The sequence below is a fragment of the Serratia sp. 2723 genome (assembly GCF_050434425.1).
In the GTDB taxonomy this organism is placed as follows: domain Bacteria; phylum Pseudomonadota; class Gammaproteobacteria; order Enterobacterales; family Enterobacteriaceae; genus Chania.
The window spans coordinates 35,459-61,006 of sequence record NZ_JBNDIN010000007.1; the positions used below are offsets into that span (position 1 = coordinate 35,459).

Below are 25,548 nucleotides of genomic sequence, written 5' to 3' on the forward strand. Positions count from 1 at the left end.
TCTCAGACGATAAGATCGTGCAGCATCGCCGCATGGCCCTTCTGGAGCACGTACTTCAGCGTGATCTGCTCGAACTGCGTGAACAACGGGTCACAATACAGAATACCTCGATTCGAGATAGCCCTGCAGAAGGACATTGAAATAGATAGAGAGAAAGAGCGGGAAGTAAACCTGAGAATAGCGAGTGCCATGCTGGCTAAAGGCTTTGATCATAACCGGCCATTCGCGGAAGATTTGGCCCCCCCACCACGAATAGTAAAGCGGCAACGTCCATCGGACCTTGCCGCTGAGTAACGCGGGGAGCTATCGGCGGTTACGCACCAACTGGTAGCGGCGAGTCAGATATTCCACCGGTACGCTCCAGATATGCACCAGGCGGCAGAATGGGAATATCAGGAACAGAGTCATGCCAAGCACGATATGGATCTTGAATATCGGTGCAACCCCTTCCAGGTGCTGAGCCGCACCGCCGTGGAAAGTCACCACCGCTTGCGCCCAGGCCACCAGCTTCAGCATCTCGCTGCCGTCCATATGTTGGGCGGAAAACGGGATGGTCAACAGCCCCAAGCATACCTGCACGACCAGCAGCGTCAGGATCAGGATATCCCCCATGCTACTGGTGGCGCGGATCCGTGGGTTGGTCAGACGGCGTTTCAATAACAGCACTCCCCCCACCAGCATCATCACGCCACAGGCCCCACCGGCAAACATCGCCATTTTCTGCTTCACGGCGATCGGCAGGAAAGATTCATACATCCAGTGCGGCGTCAGCATGCCGAGGAAATGCCCGGCAAAAATGCCCAGAATGCCGATATGAAACAGGTTGGAAGCCAGCCGCATGCCCTTTTTATCCAGCATCTGACTGGAGCCTGCACGCCAGGTGTATTGCCCGTAGTCGTAGCGCAGCCAACTGCCGATCAGAAAGATCGCCCCGGCGATATACGGATAGATATCAAAGAAGAAAAGCGTCATAAAATGCATGATTAGCGTCCTTTGGTTGCCGTGGTCATTGAACCCACATCCAGATACTGTGGCGCTACCGCGCCCGCAAAGCGCCGCTGGTGGGTGGCCTGCTGCGCCGAAACACAGCCCTGTTCACCCAAAAACTTGATCTGTTCTTCTTCCCAGACGGCATCCAGTGCCTGTGGCGTGTCGTCCCTGGCTTCAGCTGCCACCTGATCCTCCAGGCTGGTGCTGGTGACGGTGGTACCTGACAGCGCCAGCAGCAAATCGAACAGCACCGCATACGGGCTTTGACGCTGCTGCAAACGAGCCCCCAGCAGAGCCAGAATGGGGGCGATATCCTGCAGTCCACCTTGAGCTTGCTCTTTATTGCGGCTGGCAAGATACTCCAGATACAGCGGCAGGAAATCCGGCAGTTCGCGGCTGTCGATCTCCAGCCCGGCTGCGCGGTATTGCGCCATCAGATCGACCATCGCCTGGCCGCGATCGCGGGATTCACCGTGAACGTGCTCAAACAGCAACAGTGAGGTCGCACGACCGCGATCGAACAGCTCGCAATACTCCGCCTGCACGTCCAGCAACGGACGGGCACAGAAGCAGCGGATAAACAAAACCAGCTGGGCGCTGTGATGCAAATCCAGTTCGCAGGCCGGTTCCAGGGCTTCCACCAGCTCTTGCTGATGGTCAAACAGCACCTGCTCAGGATAATCCAACAGGCGGGCAATAATTCGCAGAGCGATCATGAGGCATCCTCCTTGCGCGGGGTTTTCTGCATCACGTCGATGGCATCGATGCGGCGGCTGTTAAACAGGTTGAACTTGCTGTCGCTGCCGTGGCAACCGTCACCAAAGCTGAAGCCGCAGCCTTTGCTTTCCGGGAAGGCTTCACGCGCCAGTTCACGATGGCTGGAAGGCACGACGAAACGGTCTTCGTAGTTAGCAATCGCCAGATAGCGATACATTTCTTGCGCCTGCGCCTCTGTCAGCCCCACCTGCTCCAGCGCGCTGGTATCCACCACGCCGTCCACGGTTTCGGCCCGCTTGTAGTGGCGCATCGCCAACATCCGTTTCAGCGCCAACAGCACCGGAGCGGTATCTCCAGCGGTCAACAGATTCGCCAGATATTGCACCGGGATGCGCAAGCTTTCGACGTCGGGCAGCACGCCGCTATGGGCCAACTCACCGGCATCGGCGGCCGACTGGATCGGAGACAACGGTGGCACATACCACACCATCGGTAAGGTGCGATATTCCGGGTGCAGCGGCAGCGCCAGTTTCCAGTCCATCGCCATCTTGTAAACCGGCGACTGCTGCGCGGCGTCAATCACACCTTGCGGGATACCGTCTTTTAGCGCTTGCTCAAGCACCGCCGGGTCGTGCGGATCGAGGAAGATGTCCATTTGGCTCTGATAGAGGTCTTGATCGTGCTCAACAGCAGCCGCGTGTTCAATGCGGTCGGCATCGTACAGCAGCACGCCAAGATAGCGGATTCGCCCCACGCAGGTTTCCGAACAGACGGTCGGCTGGCCTGCCTCAATCCTTGGGTAGCAGAAGATACATTTCTCGGATTTGCCGCTCTTCCAGTTGAAGTAGATTTTCTTGTACGGGCAGCCAGTCAGGCACATCCGCCAGCCACGGCATTTATCCTGATCGATCAACACAATGCCGTCTTCGCCGCGTTTATAGATCGCACCGCTCGGGCAAGTCGCCACGCAGGCAGGGTTCAGGCAGTGCTCGCACAGCCGTGGCAAATACATCATGAAGGTATTTTCGAACTGGCCGTACATCGCCTTCTGCATGTTGTCGAAGTTTTTGTCCTTGGCACGCTTGTCGAACTCACCGCCGAGGATCTCTTCCCAGTTTGGGCCACTTTCGATCTTGTTCATCCGCTGGCCGGTGATCAGCGATCGCGGGCGGGCAATCGGCTGATGCTTGCCCTGCGGGGCGGTATGCAGATTCTGGTAGTCGTAATCGAACGGTTCGTAATAGTCGTCCAATGCGGGAACGTCCGGGTTGGCAAAAATCTTCGACAGCAGGCCAACACGGTTCCCCATGCGCGGCTCCAGCTTGCCGTTAATTTTGCGTATCCAGCCGCCCTTCCACTTATCCTGATCTTCCCAGGCGTTGGGATAACCGATCCCCGGCTTGCTTTCCACGTTGTTGAACCAGGCGTATTCCATGCCTTCACGGCTGGTCCAGACGTTCTTACAGGTCACCGAACAGGTATGGCAACCGATGCATTTGTCCAGGTTGAGCACCATGCCAACTTGCGAACGAATTTTCATTTGGCTTTCTCCTGCTGGCTGCCCTGTGCGTAGTCGTTACCTTCACCGTCTAACCAGTCGATATGGTCCATTTTGCGCACCACCACAAACTCATCGCGATTCGAGCCGACGGTGCCGTAGTAGTTAAAACCGTAGGCCAGCTGTGCATAGCCGCCGATCATATGGGTCGGTTTCGGGCACACACGGGTCACCGAGTTGTGGATCCCGCCGCGCTGGCTGGTGATTTCCGAACCAGGAATGTTCACGATACGTTCCTGCGCGTGATACATCATGGTCATGCCCGACGGAATTCGCTGGCTGACCACCGCACGGGCGGTGAGTGCGCCGTTGGCGTTGAAGGCCTCGATCCAGTCGTTATCTTCGATACCCAGATCTTTGGCATCGTCCTCACTCAGCCAGACGATAGGCCCGCCACGTGACAGGGTCAGCATCAGCAGGTTGTCGCTATAGGTGGAGTGGATGCCCCACTTCTGGTGCGGCGTCAGGAAGTTCAGCGCCTTCTCTTTGTTGCCGTTCGGTTTTTTATTCAGCAACGGCTGCGCGGCACGGGTGTCGATCGGCGGGCGATAAACCAGCAGACTTTCCCCGAAGGCACGCATCCACTCGTGATCCTGATACAGCTGTTGGCGGCCGCTCAGGGTGCGCCAAGGGATCAGCTCATGCACGTTGGTGTAGCAGGCGTTGTAAGAAACGTGTTCGTCTTCCAGGCCAGACCAGGTCGGGCTGGAGATGATCTTGCGCGGCTGGGCCTGAATATCGCGGAAGCGGATCTTTTCGTCTTCCTTGTTCAGCGCCAGATGGGTGTGATCGCGCCCGGTGATATCGCTCAGCGCCTGCCAGGCTTTCACCGCCACCTGCCCATTGGTTTCCGGTGCCAGAGAGAGGATCACTTCCGCCGCATCGATGGCACTTTCGATCTTGGGCCGCCCGGCTGCCGGGCCTTCGGTCTTCACGTAATTCAGTTTTTTCAGGAAGTCGACTTCGGTCTGGGTGTTCCAACTGATGCCCTTGCCGCCGTTGCCAAGCTTGTCCAACAGGGGGCCGAGCGAGGTAAAGCGCTCGTAGGTCGCGGGATAATCGCGTTCTACCACCATGATGTGTGGCGCGGTTTTGCCCGGGATCAGCTCGCACTCGCCTTTCTTCCAGTCTTTCACGCCATAGGGCTGCGCCAGTTCGGCGGCGGAGTCATGCTGGATTGGCAGTGTAACAATGTCGGTTTCCTGGCCCAGGTGGCCAACGCACACCTCGGAGAACGCTTTGGCGATCCCCTTGTAGATCTCCCAGTCGCTCTTGGAATCCCAGGCGGGATCGACAGCCGCAGACAGCGGATGAATAAACGGATGCATATCCGACGTATTCATATCGTCTTTCTCGTACCAGGTGGCAGTTGGCAACACGATGTCGGAATACAGGCAGGTGCTGGACATGCGGAAATCGAGCGTCACCACCAGATCCAGCTTGCCTTCGCCGCCGTTATCCTGCCATTCCACTTCCTGCGGTTTTACTCCACCCTGCTGGCCCAGATCCTGGCCCTGGATACCATTCTCGGTCCCCAGCAGGTATTTGAGCATGTATTCATGCCCCTTGCCGGAGGAGCCCAACAGGTTCGAGCGCCAGACGAACAGGTTACGCGGGAAGTTCTGCGGGTTATCCGGCTGTTCGGCGGCAAAGCGGACCTTGCCCTGTTTCAGACTCTCCACGGTGAAATCCAGCGGCGTCTGACCGGCCGCTTTAGCCTGAGCGGCCAGATGCAGCGGGTTGGTGTCCAGTTGCGGTGCCGATGGCAACCAACCCATGCGCTCGGCACGCACGTTCAGGTCGATCAGGCTGCCAGCAAACTGGCTCTTGTCCGCCATCGGTGACAACAACTCTTCAGTGCCAACCGTCTCGTAACGCCATTGGCTGGAGTGATTGTAGAAGAACGAGGTGCTGTTCATATGGCGCGCCGGACGCTGCCAGTCGAGGCCAAAGGCCAGCGGCACCCAACCGGTTTGCGGGCGCAGCTTTTCCTGGCCGACATAGTGTGCCCAGCCGCCACCGCTTTGGCCAACGCAACCGCAGAAGATCAGCATGTTGATCAGTCCGCGATAGGTCATGTCCATGTGATACCAGTGGTTGACACCGGCTCCAACGATAATCATCGAACGGCCGTGGGTTTTCTCGGCGTTTTCGGCAAACTCCCGCGCAATGCGGATGATATTATGGCGTGAGACGCCGGTGATCTGTTCTGCCCAGGCTGGTGTATAGGCTTTGACTTCGTCATAACCGTTGGCACAGTTGGCATCATTCAGGCCACGATCCAGACCGTAGTTCGCCAGCGTCAGGTCGTAGACGCTGGTCACCAGCACCTGGCTGCCGTCCGCCAGTTGCAGGCGTTTTACCGGCAGTTTGTGCAGCAGGATTTCGTCCAACGCCACGCTGTTGAAATGCTCACTCTCGGCACCGCCGAAGTAAGGGAAGCCAACGTCAACCACCTCATCATGGCTGCCTAGCAGGCTGAGTTGCAGCTCCACATCCTGCTGGGCCTTACCTTCACGCTGTTCCAGGTTCCATTTGCCCTTCTCACCCCAACGGAAACCGATAGAGCCCTGCGGCGCCACCAGTTCACCGCTGGTCTGATCCAGCGCGACGGTTTTCCACTCGGGGTTGTTTTCCTGGCCAAGGGCATCCACCAGATCGGCGGCGCGCAGCAGGCGGCCTGCGGCGTAATAGCCTTCGGTACGCGGCTCCAACAGCACCAGCATCGGCATATCGGTGTAGCGACGCACGTAATCGCGGAAATAGCCAACTTCACGATCCAGATGGAACTCTTTGAGCATCACGTGGCCCATCGCCAGCGCCATTGCGCTATCGGTACCCTGTTTCGGGTTCAGCCACTGGTCGCATAGCTTGGCCACTTCCGCGTAGTCTGGCGTCACCGCGACGGTTTTAGTGCCCTTGTAGCGCACCTCGGTGAAGAAGTGGGCATCCGGGGTGCGCGTTTGCGGCACGTTGGAACCCCAGGCAATGATGTACGAGGAGTTGTACCAGTCGGCGGATTCCGGTACGTCGGTCTGCTCGCCCCAGGTCATCGGCGAGGCCGGTGGTAAATCGCAGTACCAGTCGTAGAAACTCAGGCAGGTGCCGCCAATCAGCGAAAGATAGCGCGCCCCTGCGGCGTAAGACACCATCGACATTGCCGGGATCGGCGAGAAGCCGATAATGCGGTCCGGGCCAAAGGTCTTGGCGGTATAGACGTTGGAAGCGGCAATCAGTTCATTGACTTCCTGCCAGTTGGAACGGACAAAACCACCGCGACCACGAGCCACTTTGTAGCTTTTGGCTTTTTCCGGGTCGGAAACGATCGAACCCCAGGCATCAACCGGATCGCTATGCAAGGCTTTAGCCTCGCGCCATAGCTTGATTAGGCGTTTGCGCATCAACGGATATTTCAGGCGGTTGGCACTGTAGAGGTACCAGGAATAGCTGGCACCGCGCGGACAGCCACGTGGCTCATGGTTGGGCAAATCTGGACGGGTGCGTGGATAGTCGGTCTGCTGGGTTTCCCAGGTGACCAGGCCGTTTTTCACATAGATTTGCCAGCTACAGGAGCCAGTGCAGTTAACACCATGGGTGGAGCGCACCACTTTGTCGTGCTGCCAGCGGCTGCGGTAACCGTCTTCCCAATCGCGGTTGGTGTTTAGCGTTTGGCCATGACCACCAGAGAAAGGTTCGGCCAACTGCTTGAAGTAGCGGAACCGATCTAGAAATTTGCTCATCCGGAGTTCTCCTGAAGGCTCGTTACCCTATGAATTTCAAACTGCAGCTTGAAAGACGACGGGTATGTTGTTGTAAGAAGTTGCCAAGTGACATTGCTCAGTCTGCGGCCAAGGCTACTTATGCTGTGCCAGGCGCAACTTGATTGCGATCAAGGGAATCAGGGAGGGAAAACCGGTGGAACGGCGGAAATACCACTAAAGGATGACAATTTAAAATCACCCTATCTAACTGTAATAAAACAGGAATAATGGATTTTCAGAGATAAGCGCCTGGCGAACCCACTGAAACGGAAATTTGGGGGTAGTGGCGGTAAAATGGATGCGCGAGCGGGATTAATGACAAAATGACGGGGTAATCTTGCGCAGTTTAATACTCATATCTTAAACAACGTAGAGGAGGCTCCCTGTTAGCGAGTGCTACATTCAACCCGCATTTCCTTTTCATTCCCCGCCAGATACACGCAATTCAGCGTCTGGGGATTAGCACCTGGGGGAGTGTCTAATGAAAAAGAGAGCACCATACGAGGGCTGTTTGGCAACTCATACTGTATTGCAGGCTTGCTTCGGCCACCCAGTGCATAGGATAAGAGCGAAACTGTCAACAGTGCAATAAACGCCGCCAGATATTTCAATATTCTGCCCCACGGCGTTAACGTGTTTCGCATGGAATCAACCAACCAAGCCGTTTCGCTTAATATCGGATTCATGGGTGAACAACCTTCCGGCACCGTTGCATTTTCAATAATTTCATCGGCCATATGATTTAATTCCCCCTCAGATAAATCACTATTAAAAGTGTCAGCATTACCATCTTCAGGAATAACCTCCGCATCGACAGCAGATTCCCCCGATGCAATAAAGTTAAAAATCGTTTTATTGTCCACCTTATAACCAAGACGAGGAATGGTCCTGATGAGATTATGCTCCGTGTCGCCAATTTTCTGACGAATTGACTTAATCGTCTGATTTATTGTCGAGTCTGAGCAATAGGTGCCTTTCCAGATAGTCTCGATGATTTCTGAACGGCTCACCAACTCGGGCGATCGGGTAACCAGCAGGGAAAGGATCTGAAGCTCTTTCCAACGTAGGCGTGAACTCTGCCTGGAGGGGAGCAAAACATCAAAATTTATGATTTTTATTTCCTTTTCAGCATCCACTTTTCATTTCCTTTATGAGTTCACTGCGCCCTCATTTGTATAGAAATATGAAAAAACTTTCAAGAAATTAAATATAAACCCGGGGAAATAAATTTACTTTATATTTCACCCTGTCAATAACCATCGATTTATCGTGTCAGGTTTTGCTTAAATGATGCCCAGCAGATGTCCAACCCAATGCGGGCTATTTTTGATAAAACCTGAGAAAAGCAAAGTATAATAAAATATTAACGAATTGATATTAAACATGAAAAGCATAATTTCACCCATTTTTCACAGTCAAGTGAAATCATGAAACCCATTGAACAAACCTCCCCTCTCTTGCTTCCATAGTCAACTCAGGCATAAACCATAGCGTATCCATGATTGAGAATTTTCTGTTTCTATGATGCCAGACACATTAAGATTTAATCAATAGATAATCATGGAATCATCTTGTCATTACTCAATAAAAAACAACATGTTGTTAATATATACCGACGAATGCCAGGTGTCGGTAATATTACACAATGTCTTTTTGGCAAAAATAGCGGAAAATTCACCGATTGGCTATCAGTGAAATAACGTGTAGGAATTGAGAGGGAAGACATTCCCCGCCAAGCGGGGAGTGTCAGATTACCGACAAAGTGGCAATGTTGCTAATGGGTAGCCGTCGCACATGCTGCGCCCGCTTAACTAAACTAGCGTGAAACCTTTTTACGACCGTAAACGCCCCAGGTCACCACGACACACAGAATATAGAATACCAGGAAGATCTTCATCGCCCCAGCCGGTGAGCCAGTCAAAGCCAACGAGGTGCCAAACGCCTTGGGGATAAAGAACCCCCCCGCCGCACCAATCGCCGAGATAAAGCCCAAAGCCGCAGCCGAATCGGTTACTGCCTCGCGCTGTGCCAACTCATCGCTTCCTCCTGCTGCTTTCACTCTGTCCACGGTGATTTTACGGAATATCACGGCGATCATCTGGAAGGTCGAGCCGCTGCCCAACCCGGCGGTGAGGAACAGCACCATAAACACGCCATAGAAGGCCATAAACGAGCCCTGATGAGCGCTACCCGGCAAGGTCAGGAACAGTAAGGCAGCGAAAACAGCCATGACGATAAAGTTCAGCAGCGTCACACGTATACCACCAAAGCGATCGGAAAGCGCCCCACCCACGGGACGAGCCAGCGCCCCAAGGAACGGTCCGAAGAAGGCATAATGCAGGATCACCACGTCCGGAAACTGGGTTTTCGCCAGCATGGCAAAACCGGCGGAAAAGCCAATAAAAGAACCAAAAGTTGCCAGATACAGCAGGCTCAAAACCCACAGGTGACCCCGTTTGAGTACCGGCAGTTGTTGGCGCAAGGAAGCCTTTGAGGCGGCCAAATCGTTCATACCGAACCAGGCCGCCAGCGTTGCCAGCAGCAAGAAAGGCACCCATATCCAGGCGGCGTTTTCCAACCACAGCTGGCTGCCGTCTGGTTGTGTCTGTCCTGTACCGCCCAGGAAGCCAAACATGGCGAGCGAGATGGCTAACGGAGCCACCAATTGCATCACGCTGACCCCCAGATTGCCCAGGCCGCCATTCAGCCCCAACGCCCCACCCTGCTTCGCCTTCGGGAAGAAGAAGCTGATGTTCGCCATGCTGGAGGCAAAGTTGGCCCCGGCAAACCCACACAGCAGTGCAATAATGATAAATACGTTGAATGAGGTGGTCGGATCCTGTACCGCATAGCCTAACCACAGGCAAGGTATCAGCAGGAAACAGGTGCTGATGGCCGTCCAACGGCGGCCACCAAACATCGGGATCACGAAGGAATACGGCACTCGCAGGATAGCGCCGGAAACCGAAGGTAATGCGGTCAACAGAAACAGCTGATCGGTGGTGAAGTTAAAACCCACCTTGTTCAGATTAACCGCCACGGCGCTGAACAGCATCCATACGCAGAAGGCGAGCAACAGGCAGGGTATGGAGATCCACAGGTTGCGGCGGGCAATGCGGTGCCCACTCTGCTGCCAGAATTCGCTGTTCTCAGGTTGCCAGTCCTGAATAACCGCACTCGTTTTTTTTGCTAAAGGCGTTGCAGATTGCGACATAATAACCTCAGAAACACGGTGATAACTGCGCACACCCTAGTTGATCCCCTCAAGCGGTAAAGTTGACGCAAATCAATGAGCAAGCAGGTAACTCATGGCAGATAAACCTCTTACCTCCCTTAGTGAGTAGCCAATTAAGACTAGCTAATCTATTGGTATTCAGCTGGTTATACCACAGTAGTGCTAAAAGTTTGGCTATGGTTCAGGCAGCCGGAAACTAAGAGGTACTTCGTTAGGGGTATGGGGTTGTGCCGGGGGATGAGGAAAAATGGCTGCTATTGACGTAATTTGGCGGCCAGAGTGGCTGGTATCTACCCTCTGGTTTCTGCTGCTCTATGGGGGATACGTATTCGATGAAACGCTTGCTGGCTCCGCTTTCCATCGTTAACCAGGTTGCCCTGCTAATGCTACTGCTGGGGGTGCTCGGTATCGCCGGAATGAGTATTTCCGCCTGGATGTCGCAAAGCATCCAGGGCAATGCTCATGCCATCAACAAAGCGGGATCCCTACGGATGCAGAGTTACCGTCTGCTGTCTCAGATCCCCCTGGATGCCCACAGTGATATCCTGATGCAGGGATTGGATCAGGATGAAACCAGCCGCGACTTGCAGCTGGCGCTGGAGCGCGAAGGGCTAACCCCGCAGTTGCTGACGTTGCGTGACTATTGGCTAAACCAGCTGCAGCCAAGGCTGCGCCAAGCAAAACACCCCGACGATGCGGCTCCCCAAGTGACCCACTTTGTCAGCCTGTTGGACAAGCTGGTTTCCGATATCGATCATCAGACCGAACGGCGTTTGTTGATGGTGACGCTGGTTCAGGGGGGATTTATCGCCCTGACGCTGTTGCTGCTGGTCGGCACCATCTGTTATCTGCGCCGCCGTTTGCTGCATCCTTGGCGTCAGTTGGTGGCACTGGCACTGGCGGTAGGCCGTGGTGATTTCAGCCACCGCTTTGTCCAACGTGGGCATCAGGACGAGATGTCTTCCCTCGGCGCTGCACTCAACACCATGTCCGACGAGCTTGCCACCATCTATGCCAGGCTGGAACAACGCGTGGCGGAAAAAACCGCCGACCTGCAACAGAAAAACCAGGTGCTGGGCTTTCTGTATCGCACCAGCCGCCAGTTGCACACCAGTGAGCCGATCTGTAGCCGCCTGACACCAATCCTCAACCAGTTGCAAACGCTGACGCCGCTACACAGCATCCAGGTACGGCTGTATGAAAACAACAGCCAGGAACAGTTTCTGCAATTAAGTGGTAACCAGCCGTTAAGGCCGGAGTATTGTCATAACCCGGTCTGCTGCGCCTGTTTAAGCGAACATCAGTCTCATAGTCAGGGCCATCCTTCACTTAGCTGGAGCCTGAGTGACCAACTGGGCAATTATGGCATCGTCGTCGCTCAACATGCGCCAGAACAACGGTTAAACGATGAACAATCTCAGTTGATGAATACCCTGGTAGAGCAATTGACCAGCGTATTGGCGATAGAGCGCCAGGTTGACCACCAGCAGCAGTTGATGTTGATGGAAGAACGGGCCGCAATTGCCCGTGAGTTACATGACTCCATAGCTCAATCCCTCACCTGCTTGAAAATGCAGACCAGTTGCCTGCAAATGCAGGGGGACGAACTCCCTCCGGCCAGCCTGGCGCTGGTGCAACAGATGCGTGAAGAGATCACTGCCGCCTATCGTCAGTTACGCGAGTTGTTAACCACCTTCCGCCTGCGCCTGAGTGAACCAGGCCTGCTGGCAGCACTACAGTCTACGGTGCAGGAATTCAATCAGCGGCTGGGGATTGCCATCGAGCTGGATTATCAGTTAGGCCCACGTAGCGTAGCGGCCTATCAGGCGATCCACCTGCTGCAGATCGCGCGTGAAGCACTGAGTAACATTCACCAACATGCGCAGGCCAGCCAGGTCAAGATTCGGGTGTTAAACCTGCATGGCGAAGTCACCCTGAGCGTCAGCGATAATGGCCGTGGCCTGCCGGATATCAGCGAGCGGCCCGATCACTACGGCCTGATCATCATGCGCGATCGTGCCAAAAGCCTGCACGGCCAGTGTGAAATCTTGCCGCGCAGCGGCGGCGGCACCGAAGTACGGGTGACGTTCCGCCCAGATAACTCTGCTATCGAATAAGGAAATATTATGACGACCGAAGAAGATGCCACCATACTGCTGATTGACGATCACCCCATGTTGCGTAACGGCGTCAAGCAGTTGATTAGCATGGATCCGCGCCTACAAGTCATCGACGAAGCCAACAATGGCGAACAAGGGGTGGAACTGGCGGAGCAGCACGATCCCGATCTGATCCTGTTGGATCTGAATATGCCTGGAATGAACGGCCTGGCAACGCTGGATCGCCTGCGTCAGACCGCCCTTTCCGGTCGCGTGGTGGTATTCAGCGTCTCCAACCATGAAGACGATGTGGTGAACGCGCTAAAACGCGGTGCTGATGGCTATCTGTTGAAAGATATGGAACCAGAAGAACTGCTCAAGGCTCTGCATCAGGCGGCGGCAGGGCAAATGGTGTTGAGCGAAGCACTGACACCCGTGTTGGCGGCCAGCCTGCGGGATAATCGCCCGGCAGCAGAACGCGACATCCAGCAGTTAACCCCGCGCGAGCGCGACATCCTCAAGCTGATCGCACAGGGGCTGCCAAACAAGCTGATTGCCCGCAAGCTGGCGATCACCGAAAGTACCGTCAAGGTGCATGTGAAACATCTGCTGAAGAAGATGAAACTGAAATCCCGTGTCGAAGCCGCCGTTTGGGTGTTGGGTAATAAGAAAGATTAGTTGCCCTATGGGTGCAACGGCCCGGTAACCGCCGGGATTGCTGGTGGCTGCAGCGTTTGCGGCGGCGGTAACCCGGGTTCCCCTTCAATAGACAAGCTCAGGGGAGCGGTAACCTGTAGCGTGATCCAGTTAGAGGTGGCTTTCTGCTGCTTTTCATCCTCAAGGGTGACGGACAGTTGGTAGTGATTGCTGGCCCCTGGCGTCTCATCCCACGCGGGCACCGTCAAGGTCCACCCCTGCGGATCGTTGATATTCGCCGGCGGCGTCAGGCTGACTGCCTGAGTATCCCCTTGCCAGTTGACGGCGGTGATCTTATTGGCCGCTTTGATTTCCAGCACCAGCGGCAGAGCTTCCCCCGCATTCAGGCTCCATGACGGCGTAGCCAGAAACACCTGCAACGTTTTGCTTTCGCGAAACTCCAGCACCGGCACATTATTACGCTCGACGCTGTCATAGCGGCTACCGCGCAATGATTTGGCCTGCTCCACATAGTATGGGGAAATTTGTTTGATCAGCGGCACCCCAAGGCGATAGCTCATCGCCAGTTCAACTTTGTCCTGGGTGTCGCCCGTATTATCCAGTTTGTGTAAGGCTTTGACCGTAACCAACGGGACCGGCGTATAGTTGAGCCCCACCTGCATCGCACTGGGATCGGTTTGTTTGTTGCCATTGCCCAACAGATCGACGCTGGCACCGCGATACTGTTCAAAGCTGAGCGAAGCACCAAGCTGATGGTAAAACGGCAGATAGCCTTGGGTAGTAATATCGTAGCCACGTGCCGGACGGCCTAGAAAAACGGCATTATTGGCCTGTGGAGCAAACGACGACAGCGGATGGTAATAGTTGGCCGACAAACGTAGATAGTCACCCCAGGCTTCGGCACCGATGCTGCCGCGATTGCGTTGATTCTGGAAATCACTATCGAGCACGGAGTTATAGCCCAGCAGCCAATCCCCCACCACCCACCGCTGCCCCAGGCCAAAATTACCCTGTGAACCGTTAGCCTTTTGCAGATAACCCACCTGGCTGTAGGTCAACAAACCATCCACGTCATACAGCGGACTGAACAACTGACCGCTGCTGCCGGTAAAATCCCCTTCGGGTGTGACCGCAAGCGACAGTTTAGCGGTACCAAGTGGCGAAAGTAGCTCCTCGGTCTCCTGCTGTAGGAGCGAACTGGCCTGGTTGGTCAGGTAATCTTTGGTACCGGCGCGCGCCCGCTCGCTGGAAATCTGGTTAAGATTCTGCTCTGCCAACTTTTTCGCCCGCGTAGCCCACTCTTTTTCTCGTTCGGCATCGTTGACGCCAGCGCTACCCAGCTCCGGCAGCTCTTGCTCCGGGGATGGCTGCGCCTTGATCTCACTGACCACTGCTGTTGGCTTTTCTATTGGCGCAGACACTTGCGCAGCAATATCAGCCGCATTTGCCACCTCCGGGGGGGCAATGGCCTGGGCCTCTACGGGGGGTGCTACCGTCTGGGTTTCTGCTGTTGGTGCTACTGTCTGAGCTTCTGCTAGCGGTGCCGGTGGTAATACCGTCTGGGTTTCTGCTGTCGCTGTCGGCGGCGCTTTAGCCAGATCGTCAATCACGCTCGTCCCCACCGAGGGAGTTTCCACCGTAGCCTCAGCTGCGCTTTTCACTGCAACGGGTGCCTCTGCCTGGGCGTCTGGCACGCCAACCGCTGCCGGGGGAACTTCCGCCTGGGCGTTAAACATTATCACCGGTAGTGCTAATAACCCGAGTAAGCGCGTGCTGGATAACAATTGTGACATCTTTTGCTGAATAACCTTGGTCATAACCACGTTTGCCCTTCGTCTTCCTTGCCGCATGGCAAACTCACCCCGTTGGCGCTACCGTTCCGGCCGGTAGAAAAAAACTGCCGCACAGCATAATGCAACCTGAAGCATAGGGTAAGCGATCGGCAAAAAGAAGCCATCGGAAAAACCTGTAATCGGGGATCTCAACCAAGGCGTATTACCAGCGATAAAACAGACGTCCGAACAGCACATTCCACCATTGGGGCAAACGTGCTGCACGGACGCCTGTAGAAATTCATCGCAGATACTCAACGTTTCCGCATTTAAGATAAGCAGCTTGCATGCCAGTTTGCCAAGCCACAGATTTTAGAATGTTATTACCGTGCAATCTGTAATCCACCCCCTCACTATTGCACAGTGATATGGCGCGCTTGCACCATTCCAGCGCATTACAGCCTCAGATCTGATAGTCGATAACCTGTTCCAACTGCTCGGAGAACACTTTCTCTTTAATTTCCGTGAGTGACAAGGTGGGATTACATAGCTGGATAAACTGCCAGGTATAGTTACGTTGTAACTGACCGCGCTTCAGGCCCAACCAGACGGTATTAGGCTCAAACAAATGTTCGGCATTGAGGCTCACCAGCCCACGATCGCGCTCTTTTTCAAACGACATATCCGCCAGGATGCCCACACCCAGCCCCAACTCAACATAGGTTTTGATGACGTCAGAATCCTGGGCACTTAGCGCGATATCCGGCGTCAGCCCCGCAGCTTTAAATGCCGCATCCAGCCGTGAGCGCCCGGTGATCCCCTGGCGGTAGGTAATCAACGGCAACGTACTGAGCATTTCCAACGTGACCAGCGGCTGGCGTGTCAATTCGTGGCCTTCGGGTACCAGGATGGCATGGTTCCAGCGGTAATAGGGAAAAGCAGCCAACGACTCTTCGCTCATCAGGCGTTCACTGGCGATACCGATATCCGCTTCGCCGCAGGCCAGCATGGCGGCAATCTCCTCCGGACTCCCCTGATTAAGCACCACGCGCACCTGCGGATACAGCGCCCGAAACTCCTTAATCACCCCCGGCAGGCTGTAGCGGGCCTGGGTATGGGTGGTGGCAATATGGAGTTGCCCCGCGTCTTTACTGCTGAACACATCGGCCAGCCGGCGGATATTATTGGCGTCATTGAGGATACGCTCCGCAACCACCAACAGCTCTTTGCCCGGTTCGGTCATGCCTAATAACCGTTTGCCACGGCGGATAAATATCTCAATCCCCAGCTCTTCCTCCAGCTCGCGAATATGACGGCTGACCCCAGACTGTGAAGTAAATAACGCATTCGCGACGTCAGTCAGATTGTAGTTGCAACGCGCTGACTCACGAATGATCTTTAATTGCTGAAAATTCATTCCGTCCCCTTCTCTCTCCCAAAACCGTTAACAATATTGATACGGAGTCTGTGCAGACAGGACAAATAAGGAATACTCTTTACTTATAGCTTTTAATGCTAAGTACACTTTTTTATCGTTGAAAATTCACCACCACTTTTCTTATAATTGCAAATGGCTTTAAAATTAATGAGATAAATAACCATTTAAAAATTATGGTTAACAGGTTATGCAGCAAAAAGTTATTACCTAGAGGGATAAAATATATCAACGCGAGGGTTGTTGAGGCATTTGGGGCGCGCAATACGACGCCCCTACGCTAACAGAGGGTTAGGCCGTGGCTTCGCCACCTATTGGCCCCGAGGTGTTTTGTTGCAGCCACTGACGTACATAGCCAACCAGATCGCCGATGCAGTCATCCTTCATGCCGTGATTTTTCAGCTCGTTGTCCAAGGCAAACAGATACTGCGCATTGGTGCCCAACGGGCCGCTGGCGCTGGCGATCAGCGGGGCGATCACCTGATGGCGGGTATCCGCTTCAAATAGCGGATGCTGTGGGTTCATCACAAACACCAAGGCGGTAACGACGCTGCCGTCGTCCAGCGTCAGGTCACACCAGGTTGGCAGATAGCAACCGGTGATCATCTCACGTTTCCACAGTAGTTCCAGCTCTTCACGCAGTTTATCTTCCGGCAGGCGGAAGGCCAGACCGGTGGTTTCCCCCCCCTCCTGCAGGGCCAGCATGCGCCCTGGCTGATGCAAAGTGCCCCGTCCGGCGGTCAAACGCAGGCAAAATGCCCGATGCCAGCCTTGCAGCGTCGCCGGGCGCACCTCTTCAGATTCAAATACCGGGTTCCACATCAGTGAACCATAGCCAAAAACCCATACCGGGCTATTGTCCGGCCGCCTGGAGAGCGTACATGTCAGTGAGGCCGAGCGCTGTTCCGGTGTCAGCAACAGCGACTCTTCGATCGTGCCGAATGCCGTTTTGCAGTCTGCTTTTTGCAGAAAATCTCGAGTTAACACCTAATACAACCTCCTGGGAATAGGATTGCCCTACCCCCTTCGCCACTGTGTCTGCAATTTCTTTTTTGGGATGCGGGGCGTGTTTATTTACACCGCCCAGCAAAAAATATATACCCTATGGATTTCAAGTTGCAGCTAGGCAACAAGCTTACTCATCCCCAGGAGCTTACTTTTGGGTAAGTGACTGGGGTGGGTAAGTGCAGATAACAACGCTGCAACTTGAAAGACGACGGGTATAAATGACCATATTCTTTTCTGACCTTTCAATCAAGTTTCCAGACATATTAAATGTGAAAAAGTATTTGTACCCAGAAGCAATAATATTAATAGACGTAAAACTTTACCCTTCCCCTGCGTTTTGTTAACAGAGCGCAGCGTTTTAGCCGCAAAAAAATACAATCCGAGCGGTTTTCGCCGCTTGGCCTGATGTGCCACGCTCACAAGCAAACAATTCTCATTATCAGATAGCATGATATACTGGCCGCAGAATGATAAAGGAGAGTCCCGTGAAAACCGAAACCCCACGCAGCCGCGCCCCCTATTTGATCGAAGTTGCCCGTTTACGCGACATCACACCGCATCTGCGACGCATCACCTTCAGCGCACCAGACCTGCGTTATTACCCGGCCGAAGCCGCTGCCGCACATATCAAGGTGTTCTTACCGCTTGCAGGCCAAACGCAACCAGACCTGCCCACGCTCACCGAGAAAGGCCCGGTATGGGCCACCGATGCCGTACGTCCACTCGTTCGCACCTATTCCATTCGTGCCGTCCGCCCGCAACAGGGTGAGATTGATATTGAGTTTGCCCTGCACGACCACAGCGGGCCAGCGGTCAACTTTGCACGTCAGGCCAAGCCGGGGGATAAAATTGGTATCAGCAACCCTGGCGGCCCCAAGCCAATGCTGCCAGAGGCCGAGTTTTACTGCCTGGCCGGCGATCCTTCTTCGTTACCGGCTATTGCCGCACTGCTGGAAAACTTGCCAGCACGTAGCGAAGGCCACGCGTTTATCCGTGTCGATACCCCTGCGGACGTTATCGATCTGCAAAAACCTGCCGGTGTTGAACTAAGCTGGATCATTGGCGGCACGGAGAAAACGGTCGATCTCATCACACAATTCTGCGCCTTGCCATTACCGGATAATGGCACCCAGTTCTGGCTGGCAGGTGAGGATCGCCTGGTGGTCGAACTACGTCGTTACCTGCGCCAGGAGCGCCAATGTGAGCGTAATCAGCTTTATGCCGTGCCTTATTGGCGTGAAGGGCTAAATGAAGAAGGTTACCACCAGAAAAGGCACGATATCATGGATAACATTGACTCCTGATCGCCATTATCTGCCTTATTTTCCGTGAAAAACGCCAGATAAAACCCACTTATAGGCGTTTAGCATGGAACATCTGGATTTTTACGTAAAAGTAAGTAAATAAAACCGCATCCGATGCGGTTTTTTTGTTACTCTAATCACATAAAGTAAAGTCTTGCTTTCTAAAAACCAGACACATCATCACATTATTACTCGGCGTCATGCGCAGAGTGTATCCTATTATTATTAACAACTTTCTGGATACGCTGACCCTATCTGCAGGTGAACAGCGATGACGGGCCACGCAGTTTGAGAAGGAGATGTACCGTAATGAAGTCGCACAACGATCCTGGCCGATCCAAATCTCGCCACACAGAGTATTCTCTGATTTTCCCTATCGCCGCACTGGTTGTGCTCAACCTGTGGAGCGGCACCAGCAGTTTCCCACTGATCGTAGCCATCAACATTATTGCCCTGGTAGGTATCCTCAGTAGTGCTTTCAGCGTGGTACGCCATGCCGATGTGCTGGCACACCGCCTGGGTGAACCCTACGGCTCGCTGATCCTCAGCCTGTCGGTAGTGATCCTGGAAGTGAGCCTGATTTCAGCACTGATGGCAACCGGCGACGCGGCCCCGGCCCTGATGCGTGACACATTGTATTCAATCATCATGATTGTGACTGCCGGATTGGTTGGGGTTGCCCTGCTACTCGGCGGGCGCAAGTTTGCTACCCAGTACGTTAACCTTGGCGGTATCAAACAGTACCTGATGGCGATCCTCCCACTGGCGGTGATCGTGTTGGTGTTGCCAAGCGCCTTGCCTGGTGGCAACTTCAGCGTGGGCCAGTCACTGCTGGTTGCGGCCATCTCCGCAGCGATGTATGGCGTGTTCCTGCTGATCCAGACTAAAACCCACCAGAGCCTGTTTGTTTATGAACACGAAGATGACGATGGCGATCCGCACCACGGTAAACCCTCGTCACACAGCAGCCTGTGGCATGCCGCCTGGTTGATCGTGCATCTGGTCGCAGTAATTGCCGTAACCAAATTTAACGCCAACCCGCTTGAAGGCTTGCTCACCAAATTGAACGCACCAACCCAGTTCACCGGTTTCCTGGTTGCGTTGCTGATCCTGTCCCCGGAAGGATTGGGTGCTCTGCGCGCGGTGTTGAACAATCAGGTGCAGCGCGCCATGAACCTGTTCTTCGGCTCGGTGCTGGCGACCATTTCACTGACGGTGCCAGCGGTAACGATTATTGCCACCCTGACTGGCCAGACGCTAATCTTCGGCCTGCAGGCACCGCATATGGTAGTGATGCTGACGGTGTTGGTGTTGTGCCATATCTCGTTCTCTACCGGCAGAACCAACGTGTTGAACGGTACCGCGCACCTGGCGCTGTTTGCCGCTTATATGATGACGATATTTGCCTGATACCAAGCGGTTGCAAAACATCAGCGGGGCGCATTATTTGCGCCCCGTTCTATTTATAATGCGAAGAAAATCAGTGCGGCGATCCCGCCAAACAGCAGCCATTTGATAATGTAATAGCCCGTCTTGTTCCAGGCTTTTAATCGCTTGCCAACCTTACGCACGGCATAGATATATTTGAACAGCCGATTGACGCCGCCGGTACGGTCGCCCTCTTCATTCGGTGCTGTCGCAGCACTCATCAAATTACGCCCCAACCAGTGATTCACCGCCTGCGCCCAACGGTAACGCATCGGCCGCTCGATGTCGCAAAACAGGATCAGGCGGTTTTTTCCGCTCTGGTTTTCGGCATAGTGCAGATAGGTTTCATCGAACATCACCCCTTCGCCGTCACGCCAGCTGTAACGTTCGCCATCCACTTCGATAAAGCAGCGGTCGTCATTCGGGGTGATCAGCCCCAGATGATAACGCAGTGAACCGGCATAAGGATCGCGATGGCGTGGCAAGCGGCTGCCATGGGGCAATTCGGCAAACATCGCGGCTTTCACCGAAGGCAGGCTGCGTAACAGCGCAGTGGTTTGCGGGCATAACGCCATTGCCGAAGGATGGTTATCCTCATACCACTTCAGGTAAAAGCGCTTCCAGCCGGTTTTGAAGAAGGAGTTGAATCCGGCGTCATTAAACTTGTCCGATGCCTTGATTTGCTGGATCTCCATCAATTGCTGCCCTTCTTCACGAATGGTCTGCCAGTTGTCACGCAGGATAATGAGATCGGGGAACTGCTCCGGTTGCAGGTAAGGCGTGGTCGGCACCCGTGAGAACAGGTACATAAACACGTTCAGCGGTGCAGTAAAGGTGGAATGGTCGGAAAGTTGCCGCCAAAAAGGATAACGAACGCGGCCACGATAGTGAATGTAAACTACGCAAAAAATAAATAAAATCAGAATGATATATTTCATGATGACGTCAGAATCCCAAAATACGACCCTCAGTATGCCGCGAGCACAGCACACAACCCAACGATTCCCTTAGCTCCGTTAAGATCGGTTTAACGGCCGCAAGACACCAATAATTAACGTTATTGAAACCAAAATTCCATACAAAAAACCGCAAAAATTTACACAAAGCTTAAACGAGAATGGGATTTACGCTAGGGAGGGAGCTAACGATTTAGCAGAGTCGGATTGGGGGGAGTAAATTAACACACGGGGAGAGATACTGGATTGCTGGTCAGGCAATCGGGTTCCCCCTCACCCCAACCCTCTCCCGCAGGGCGAGGGAGCTGATCCAGAGCCGTAGTCAGGTATAGAAGACAGTCTGTAGCTTATTCACGCAAGGGATTAATACGGTGCTGTATTTAGTTATAGGAAGCAATCTGCAGCTTATTCACGAAGGAAATCGATATGGTGTTGTAAACCGGTAAAGGGGGCCAATTGGTAGCACGGCCAGTCCCCTCTCCCTGTGGGAGAGGGTTAGGGTGAGGGGACGGTCGCCATAGCCAATCTCCCCCTTTTCTAGCAAATCACTTCCCCTTGCCAAGGTTATCGGCAAAAACCCGCTGCCGTATCTTGCTGACATCGACATCACCAATATAGTGCGCAATCCCGGCATAATATTTTTCATGATAGCCATGCTCCGGCTTTCTCAATTCGGCCAGCACCGCAGGTTTATCCGCATTTTCAAACACCAGGCGATACATTGCCACCACTAGCCCGGTACGATCGCTGCCGTGCCAGCAGTGAACCAACACCGGTTTCAGAGCAAAACGAATTTCTCTGAGCGCCGTCACCACGATGTCGTCATTAATTACGGCGGCATTGATCGCTACCCGGCGCAGAAGCAAACCTGTGCCTCTCGCTTCGCTGTCGTCGTCATGCCACTGGCGTAAACTGAGTACGGTTTTGATGCCCTGCTGCTCGAGCGTTTGCATCTGGGCAGCGGAGGGCTGAGAGGAGCGGTAGAGTTCTGGCGAGACCTGATGGTAGTTCTCTGGGGTCGTGGCATTTACCGAGGCAGTAAAACTCCCCACCAGCAGCATCGCGCCCAGTAACCACGTTTTCCCTACGCTGGACCGCCAGCGCTGAATATCGTCCATAATAGTATTCCTTAGTGATCCTGCGATTTATTGTACTCAAATTGGCCGCAATGCCGCAGCTTTATTGGTATCATCCCATTTACTGTTGGCCACCAGCACACCATAGTTTCTACCACATATACAAAGAGTTAGTAATGGATATTGTATTTAAACGCCTTAGCGATATCGATCGAAGCGAAATTATTGCCCTCAACACTAACCCAATGGTTTTACGCCAGATGCCCTTGGGTGATTCGAGTTTTGGCGATGCTGAATGTCTGAAATGGGTAACAAGCAAAGAATCCCAATGGGATGAATACGGATATGGGCCTTGGGCTTTTACAGTAAGCGACAAGTTTGTCGGTTGGGGAGGCCTGCAATACGAAAACGGAGATGCTGACTTGGCTTTAGTGCTCCACCCTGACCATTGGGGGCTCGGAAAAAAAATCTATGACAAAATTTTATCTTATGCTTTCAGTGAGATGGGGTTCAAGTCAATCACAATCCTGCTGCCCCCAACACGATTGAAAATTAAAGCAATATTTCGTCTGGGATTTCAGTTTGATGGTGACATTGAATATGACGGCGTTCATTTTATTCGCTATCGATTACACGCCCCTAAACGGTAAAAATCCACACTGGCGGACGATACGCCAGCTTATGCCTTGGCCTTTATCTGTGGGTTTCACCGTCCCCAAGAAGGCTCAGTCAAATATAAATTTCGTTTCATCAGCCACCTACGGATTACGAGATGTATAAGCATAAAAAAGGCCACCGAAGTGGCCTTTTGCAAGCTTTCAGATAAATTAATCGTAAGCATTAAGCGTGCGTTGGCACAAGGCAGAGCGCACACAGTCCTGTTTGTCGAAACGAATGATGCCGACCATCTCATCCTCTTCGAAGCGCTCCAGCGCGTCGCTAAGGCCGGATTTCACGCCGCGTGGCAAATCGCACTGGGTAATATCACCGTTCACGATCACCGTGACGTTCTCGCCCAGGCGGGTCAAAAACATCTTCATCTGGCTGGCCGTCACGTTCTGGGCCTCGTCCAGGATGACTACCGCATTTTCGAAGGTACGCCCGCGCATATAGGCGAAAGGCGCGATCTCTACCTTGCCAATTTCCGGGCGCAGGCAGTATTGCAAGAACGACGATCCTAAACGGCGTAGCAGAATGTCATACACCGGTCGGAAATAAGGGGCGAACTTCTCAGAGATATCCCCCGGCAAAAAGCCGAGATCTTCATCCGCCTGCAGAACCGGACGAGTAACGATAATCCGATCCACCTCTTTATGTATCAGGGCTTCAGCTGCCTTGGCAGCACTGATGAAGGTTTTACCGCAACCGGCCTCACCAGTGGCAAATATCAACAGCTTGTTTTCTATGGCTGATAAGTAATGACCTTGAGCTTCGGTTCTAGCCTCGATGGTAGAAGAATCCCGGCTGTCACGTGCCATGCCGATAGATTCCACACCACCCATTTGTACCAGCGAGGTCACGCTTTCTTCTTCACGCTGGCGATGACTACGAGCGTCACGACGAATGACGCGTTTGGCTTCACGACGTGCTTTGATCACTGCTTTCTGTCTTCCCATAGTGGCACCTTACAGTTTGTTTCACCTACCGCAGGGCAGCTAACACCGAGCGATTATGTTACACACGTATCAGGTTGTGGCCCCCTTTAAAGCCATTGAATGACGTGAACACCTAACCGCCAAAAGGCGCGGCTCTTTTTCACAGAACAACGAGGTTGGTACAAAACAGGAGTGTGTGTCAGCCGGATTAATGCGAAAGGAAAGCCAAGAGTCGGTCAGAAATTGAGAGTCGTAGAGAGAGCCCTCGTTACAACGAGAAATCAGGGAAGGTATGTTATTTGTTGTTTGCAGCCCAACCAAGGACTTTACCATTAGCGATCCCCGCAGTGATATTTACAGCATTGAGCTGTGCACCGTGTGAAAACTACCGCCAGATGATTACAGTATAATGACATTCAACCGCGCTGCGTTACTAAAATGTAAAAAAATTTAATATTTTTTGTTTTAACCCGCTGCAACACCACTATATCAAAGCGAAAACGACTTGGCATTAAATTATTTTAATGTTAAATATCAATGCATTAATATTAATCCCGCTGAATGACATTTAGGTTGCCGGATTAAAAATTGAGCACATAAAAAAAGCGCAGCTTTTGCGCTGCGCTTCTCTGTTTTGCTGAAAAACTTAGCTGTTCACACCTACAGCAAGCCGCTGGCCAAATAATCGCCACTCGTCTTGACGCCCGGTAACACAAAGAAATAGCCACCGCCAATAGGCTTGACGTATTCCTCCAGCGCTTCGCCGTTCAACCGTTTCTGCACCGTCAGGAAGCCCTGCTCCAAATCAGCCTGATAACAAACGAACAGCAGGCCCATCTCCAGTTGGCCCGAATTGGAAACGCCCAGCGAATAGCTGTAACCCCGGCGCAGCATCAGGCTGCTCTGGGTTTGCGGCGTGCGCGGGTTGGCCAGCCGAATATGGGCATCCAGGGGGATCAGCTTACCTTCCGGGTCTTTGGCATAGTCAGGTTCGTCGTGCTCATGCTTCATCCCCAACGGCGCACCGCTGTGTTTCTCACGGCCAAAGATGGTTTGCTGCTCCTGCAACGGCGTACGATCCCAAAATTCGACGTGGAAACGAATGATACGCGCGGCCTGATAGCTGCCGCCAACGGCCCAGGCAGGTTCCCCCGCTTTATCACCGACCCACACCACCTTATCCATCAACGGCTTATCGCTGGTTTTTGGATTGGCGGTGCCGTCTTTGAAGCCCAGCAGGTTAATCGGCGTCTCTTTGCCCCGGCTGCGGGCCGCATGTGCCGAAATAAAACCTTCCCGCTTCCAACGCACGCTGAGCAAGTCTGGCGAATGCTTGATGATATCGCGCAACGCGTGGATCACCGTTTCATTAGTATTGGCACAGATTTGCAGCAACAAGTCACCATGACACAAGGCAGCATCAAGTGAATCGTTGGGGAAGCGCGTCATGGTTTGCAGATGCAGCGGTTTCTGCGCCTGTAAGCCAAAGCGCTCATCAAACAGCGAGGTGCCAACGGAAACGGTGATGGTCAGGTTATCAGGGTAAATTTCCGGCCCCATGATGCCCGAATCCAACGGTGGCAGCTTGGGATCGACCTCCGGTGCCTTACCGCCGCTGGTGAGGAACGCGATACGGCTGGTCAACAGACGAAATAGCCGTTCGAGATCCTGCTTATTGGTCGCCAGCACGTCGAAAGCCACCAGCATCATGGCCGCCTGTTGTGGCGTCAAGATACCTGACTGATGCTGGCCGTAGAACGGTTGTTTTTGCCAGCGTTCATCCTGCGAGGTAGCCAGCGGCTCTTCTGCAGCCCGTGCCAGAGATGGCCCCGACAATGCCAAAGCACCGCCCATCATGCCCAAACCTTGCAACAGCCGCCTGCGCGAGGGCGAAGCGGCCTGCTTATCCTGAGGAAACGGCCCGTTATGCGGGCCGGTCTTATGGTTCATCATTTTC

At 53.6% G+C, this 25,548-nt stretch carries 18 protein-coding genes; 5 read left to right on the top strand and 13 right to left on the bottom strand.

The window, feature by feature from the left end; genetic code table 11:
* Positions 1-303: 303 nt before the first annotated feature.
* The 6 genes from narI to ABIE29_RS12470 all read right to left on the bottom strand — a co-directional run bounded on the left by narI (position 304) and on the right by ABIE29_RS12470 (position 10,240).
* A complete protein-coding gene (narI, locus tag ABIE29_RS12445) occupies positions 304-981 on the bottom strand; it encodes a respiratory nitrate reductase subunit gamma (RefSeq protein ID WP_429619100.1) in 678 nt (225 codons plus the stop codon).
* Positions 982-983: 2 nt separating this feature from the next.
* Entirely contained in the window at positions 984-1,706 is a 723-nt protein-coding gene (gene narJ / locus ABIE29_RS12450; protein ID WP_429619101.1) for a nitrate reductase molybdenum cofactor assembly chaperone, read from the bottom strand.
* A complete protein-coding gene (gene narH, locus ABIE29_RS12455) occupies positions 1,703-3,247 on the bottom strand; it encodes a nitrate reductase subunit beta (RefSeq protein ID WP_429619102.1) in 1,545 nt (514 codons plus the stop codon). Before narH ends, narJ begins: the two co-directional genes overlap by 4 nt.
* Complete coding sequence (locus ABIE29_RS12460; RefSeq protein ID WP_429619103.1) at positions 3,244-7,005, bottom strand: nitrate reductase subunit alpha; 3,762 nt, start codon at positions 7,003-7,005, stop codon at positions 3,244-3,246. The genes narH and ABIE29_RS12460 overlap by 4 nt, the downstream gene beginning before the upstream one ends.
* A 407-nt stretch (positions 7,006-7,412) precedes the next feature.
* Positions 7,413-8,162: a winged helix-turn-helix domain-containing protein gene (locus tag ABIE29_RS12465; RefSeq protein WP_429619104.1), complete on the bottom strand. Its 750-nt coding sequence runs from the start codon at positions 8,160-8,162 to the stop codon at positions 7,413-7,415.
* A gap of 680 nt (positions 8,163-8,842) precedes the next feature.
* Complete coding sequence (locus ABIE29_RS12470; protein WP_429619105.1) at positions 8,843-10,240, bottom strand: NarK family nitrate/nitrite MFS transporter; 1,398 nt, start codon at positions 10,238-10,240, stop codon at positions 8,843-8,845.
* Positions 10,241-10,593: 353 nt separating this feature from the next.
* On the opposite strand from ABIE29_RS12470, the gene narX reads away from it, so the two are divergent.
* Both narX and narL read left to right on the top strand, forming a co-directional pair.
* Positions 10,594-12,378, top strand: a complete 1,785-nt coding sequence (gene narX, locus ABIE29_RS12475; protein ID WP_429619106.1) for a nitrate/nitrite two-component system sensor histidine kinase NarX — start codon at positions 10,594-10,596, stop codon at positions 12,376-12,378.
* Positions 12,379-12,387: 9 nt separating this feature from the next.
* Entirely contained in the window at positions 12,388-13,038 is a 651-nt protein-coding gene (narL, locus tag ABIE29_RS12480) for a two-component system response regulator NarL (protein WP_429619107.1), read from the top strand.
* Between the two features lie 5 nt (positions 13,039-13,043).
* Here narL and ABIE29_RS12485 read toward each other — a convergent pair whose 3' ends face one another.
* From ABIE29_RS12485 to ABIE29_RS12495, 3 genes are all read right to left on the bottom strand, one after another.
* Positions 13,044-14,834, bottom strand: a complete 1,791-nt coding sequence (locus ABIE29_RS12485) for a YchO/YchP family invasin (protein WP_429619108.1) — start codon at positions 14,832-14,834, stop codon at positions 13,044-13,046.
* A 418-nt stretch (positions 14,835-15,252) separates the two neighbouring features.
* Entirely contained in the window at positions 15,253-16,206 is a 954-nt protein-coding gene (gene cbl, locus ABIE29_RS12490) for an HTH-type transcriptional regulator Cbl (RefSeq protein WP_429619109.1), read from the bottom strand.
* Between the two features lie 309 nt (positions 16,207-16,515).
* Entirely contained in the window at positions 16,516-17,211 is a 696-nt protein-coding gene (locus ABIE29_RS12495) for a gamma-glutamylcyclotransferase (protein ID WP_429619110.1), read from the bottom strand.
* A gap of 506 nt (positions 17,212-17,717) precedes the next feature.
* Between ABIE29_RS12495 and ABIE29_RS12500 the strand changes: the two genes are divergently transcribed.
* Together ABIE29_RS12500 and chaA are read left to right on the top strand one after the other, a co-directional pair.
* Positions 17,718-18,536, top strand: a complete 819-nt coding sequence (locus ABIE29_RS12500; RefSeq protein ID WP_429619111.1) for a siderophore-interacting protein — start codon at positions 17,718-17,720, stop codon at positions 18,534-18,536.
* Positions 18,537-18,845: 309 nt separating this feature from the next.
* On the top strand, positions 18,846-19,946 hold the full coding sequence (gene chaA, locus ABIE29_RS12505; RefSeq protein ID WP_411755238.1) for a sodium-potassium/proton antiporter ChaA: 1,101 nt from the start codon (positions 18,846-18,848) through the stop codon (positions 19,944-19,946).
* A gap of 53 nt (positions 19,947-19,999) precedes the next feature.
* On the opposite strand, the gene lpxO is transcribed toward chaA, so the two are convergent.
* Positions 20,000-20,902, bottom strand: coding sequence for a lipid A hydroxylase LpxO (gene lpxO, locus ABIE29_RS12510; protein WP_429619112.1), 903 nt, complete (start codon positions 20,900-20,902; stop codon positions 20,000-20,002).
* A gap of 563 nt (positions 20,903-21,465) precedes the next feature.
* Positions 21,466-22,038: a tyrosine-protein phosphatase gene (locus ABIE29_RS12515; RefSeq protein ID WP_196062993.1), complete on the bottom strand. Its 573-nt coding sequence runs from the start codon at positions 22,036-22,038 to the stop codon at positions 21,466-21,468.
* Positions 22,039-22,172: 134 nt separating this feature from the next.
* Here ABIE29_RS12515 and ABIE29_RS12520 point away from each other — a divergent pair, with 134 nt between their 5' ends.
* Positions 22,173-22,646, top strand: a complete 474-nt coding sequence (locus ABIE29_RS12520) for a GNAT family N-acetyltransferase (RefSeq protein ID WP_161738430.1) — start codon at positions 22,173-22,175, stop codon at positions 22,644-22,646.
* 177 nt (positions 22,647-22,823) lie between these two features.
* Here the strand turns inward: ABIE29_RS12520 and phoH are convergent, their stop codons facing one another.
* Both phoH and efeB read right to left on the bottom strand, forming a co-directional pair.
* Positions 22,824-23,612: a phosphate starvation-inducible protein PhoH gene (gene phoH, locus ABIE29_RS12525; RefSeq protein WP_429619113.1), complete on the bottom strand. Its 789-nt coding sequence runs from the start codon at positions 23,610-23,612 to the stop codon at positions 22,824-22,826.
* Between the two features lie 639 nt (positions 23,613-24,251).
* Entirely contained in the window at positions 24,252-25,541 is a 1,290-nt protein-coding gene (gene efeB / locus ABIE29_RS12530) for an iron uptake transporter deferrochelatase/peroxidase subunit (protein ID WP_429619302.1), read from the bottom strand.
* Between the last annotated feature and the right edge of the window lie 7 nt (positions 25,542-25,548).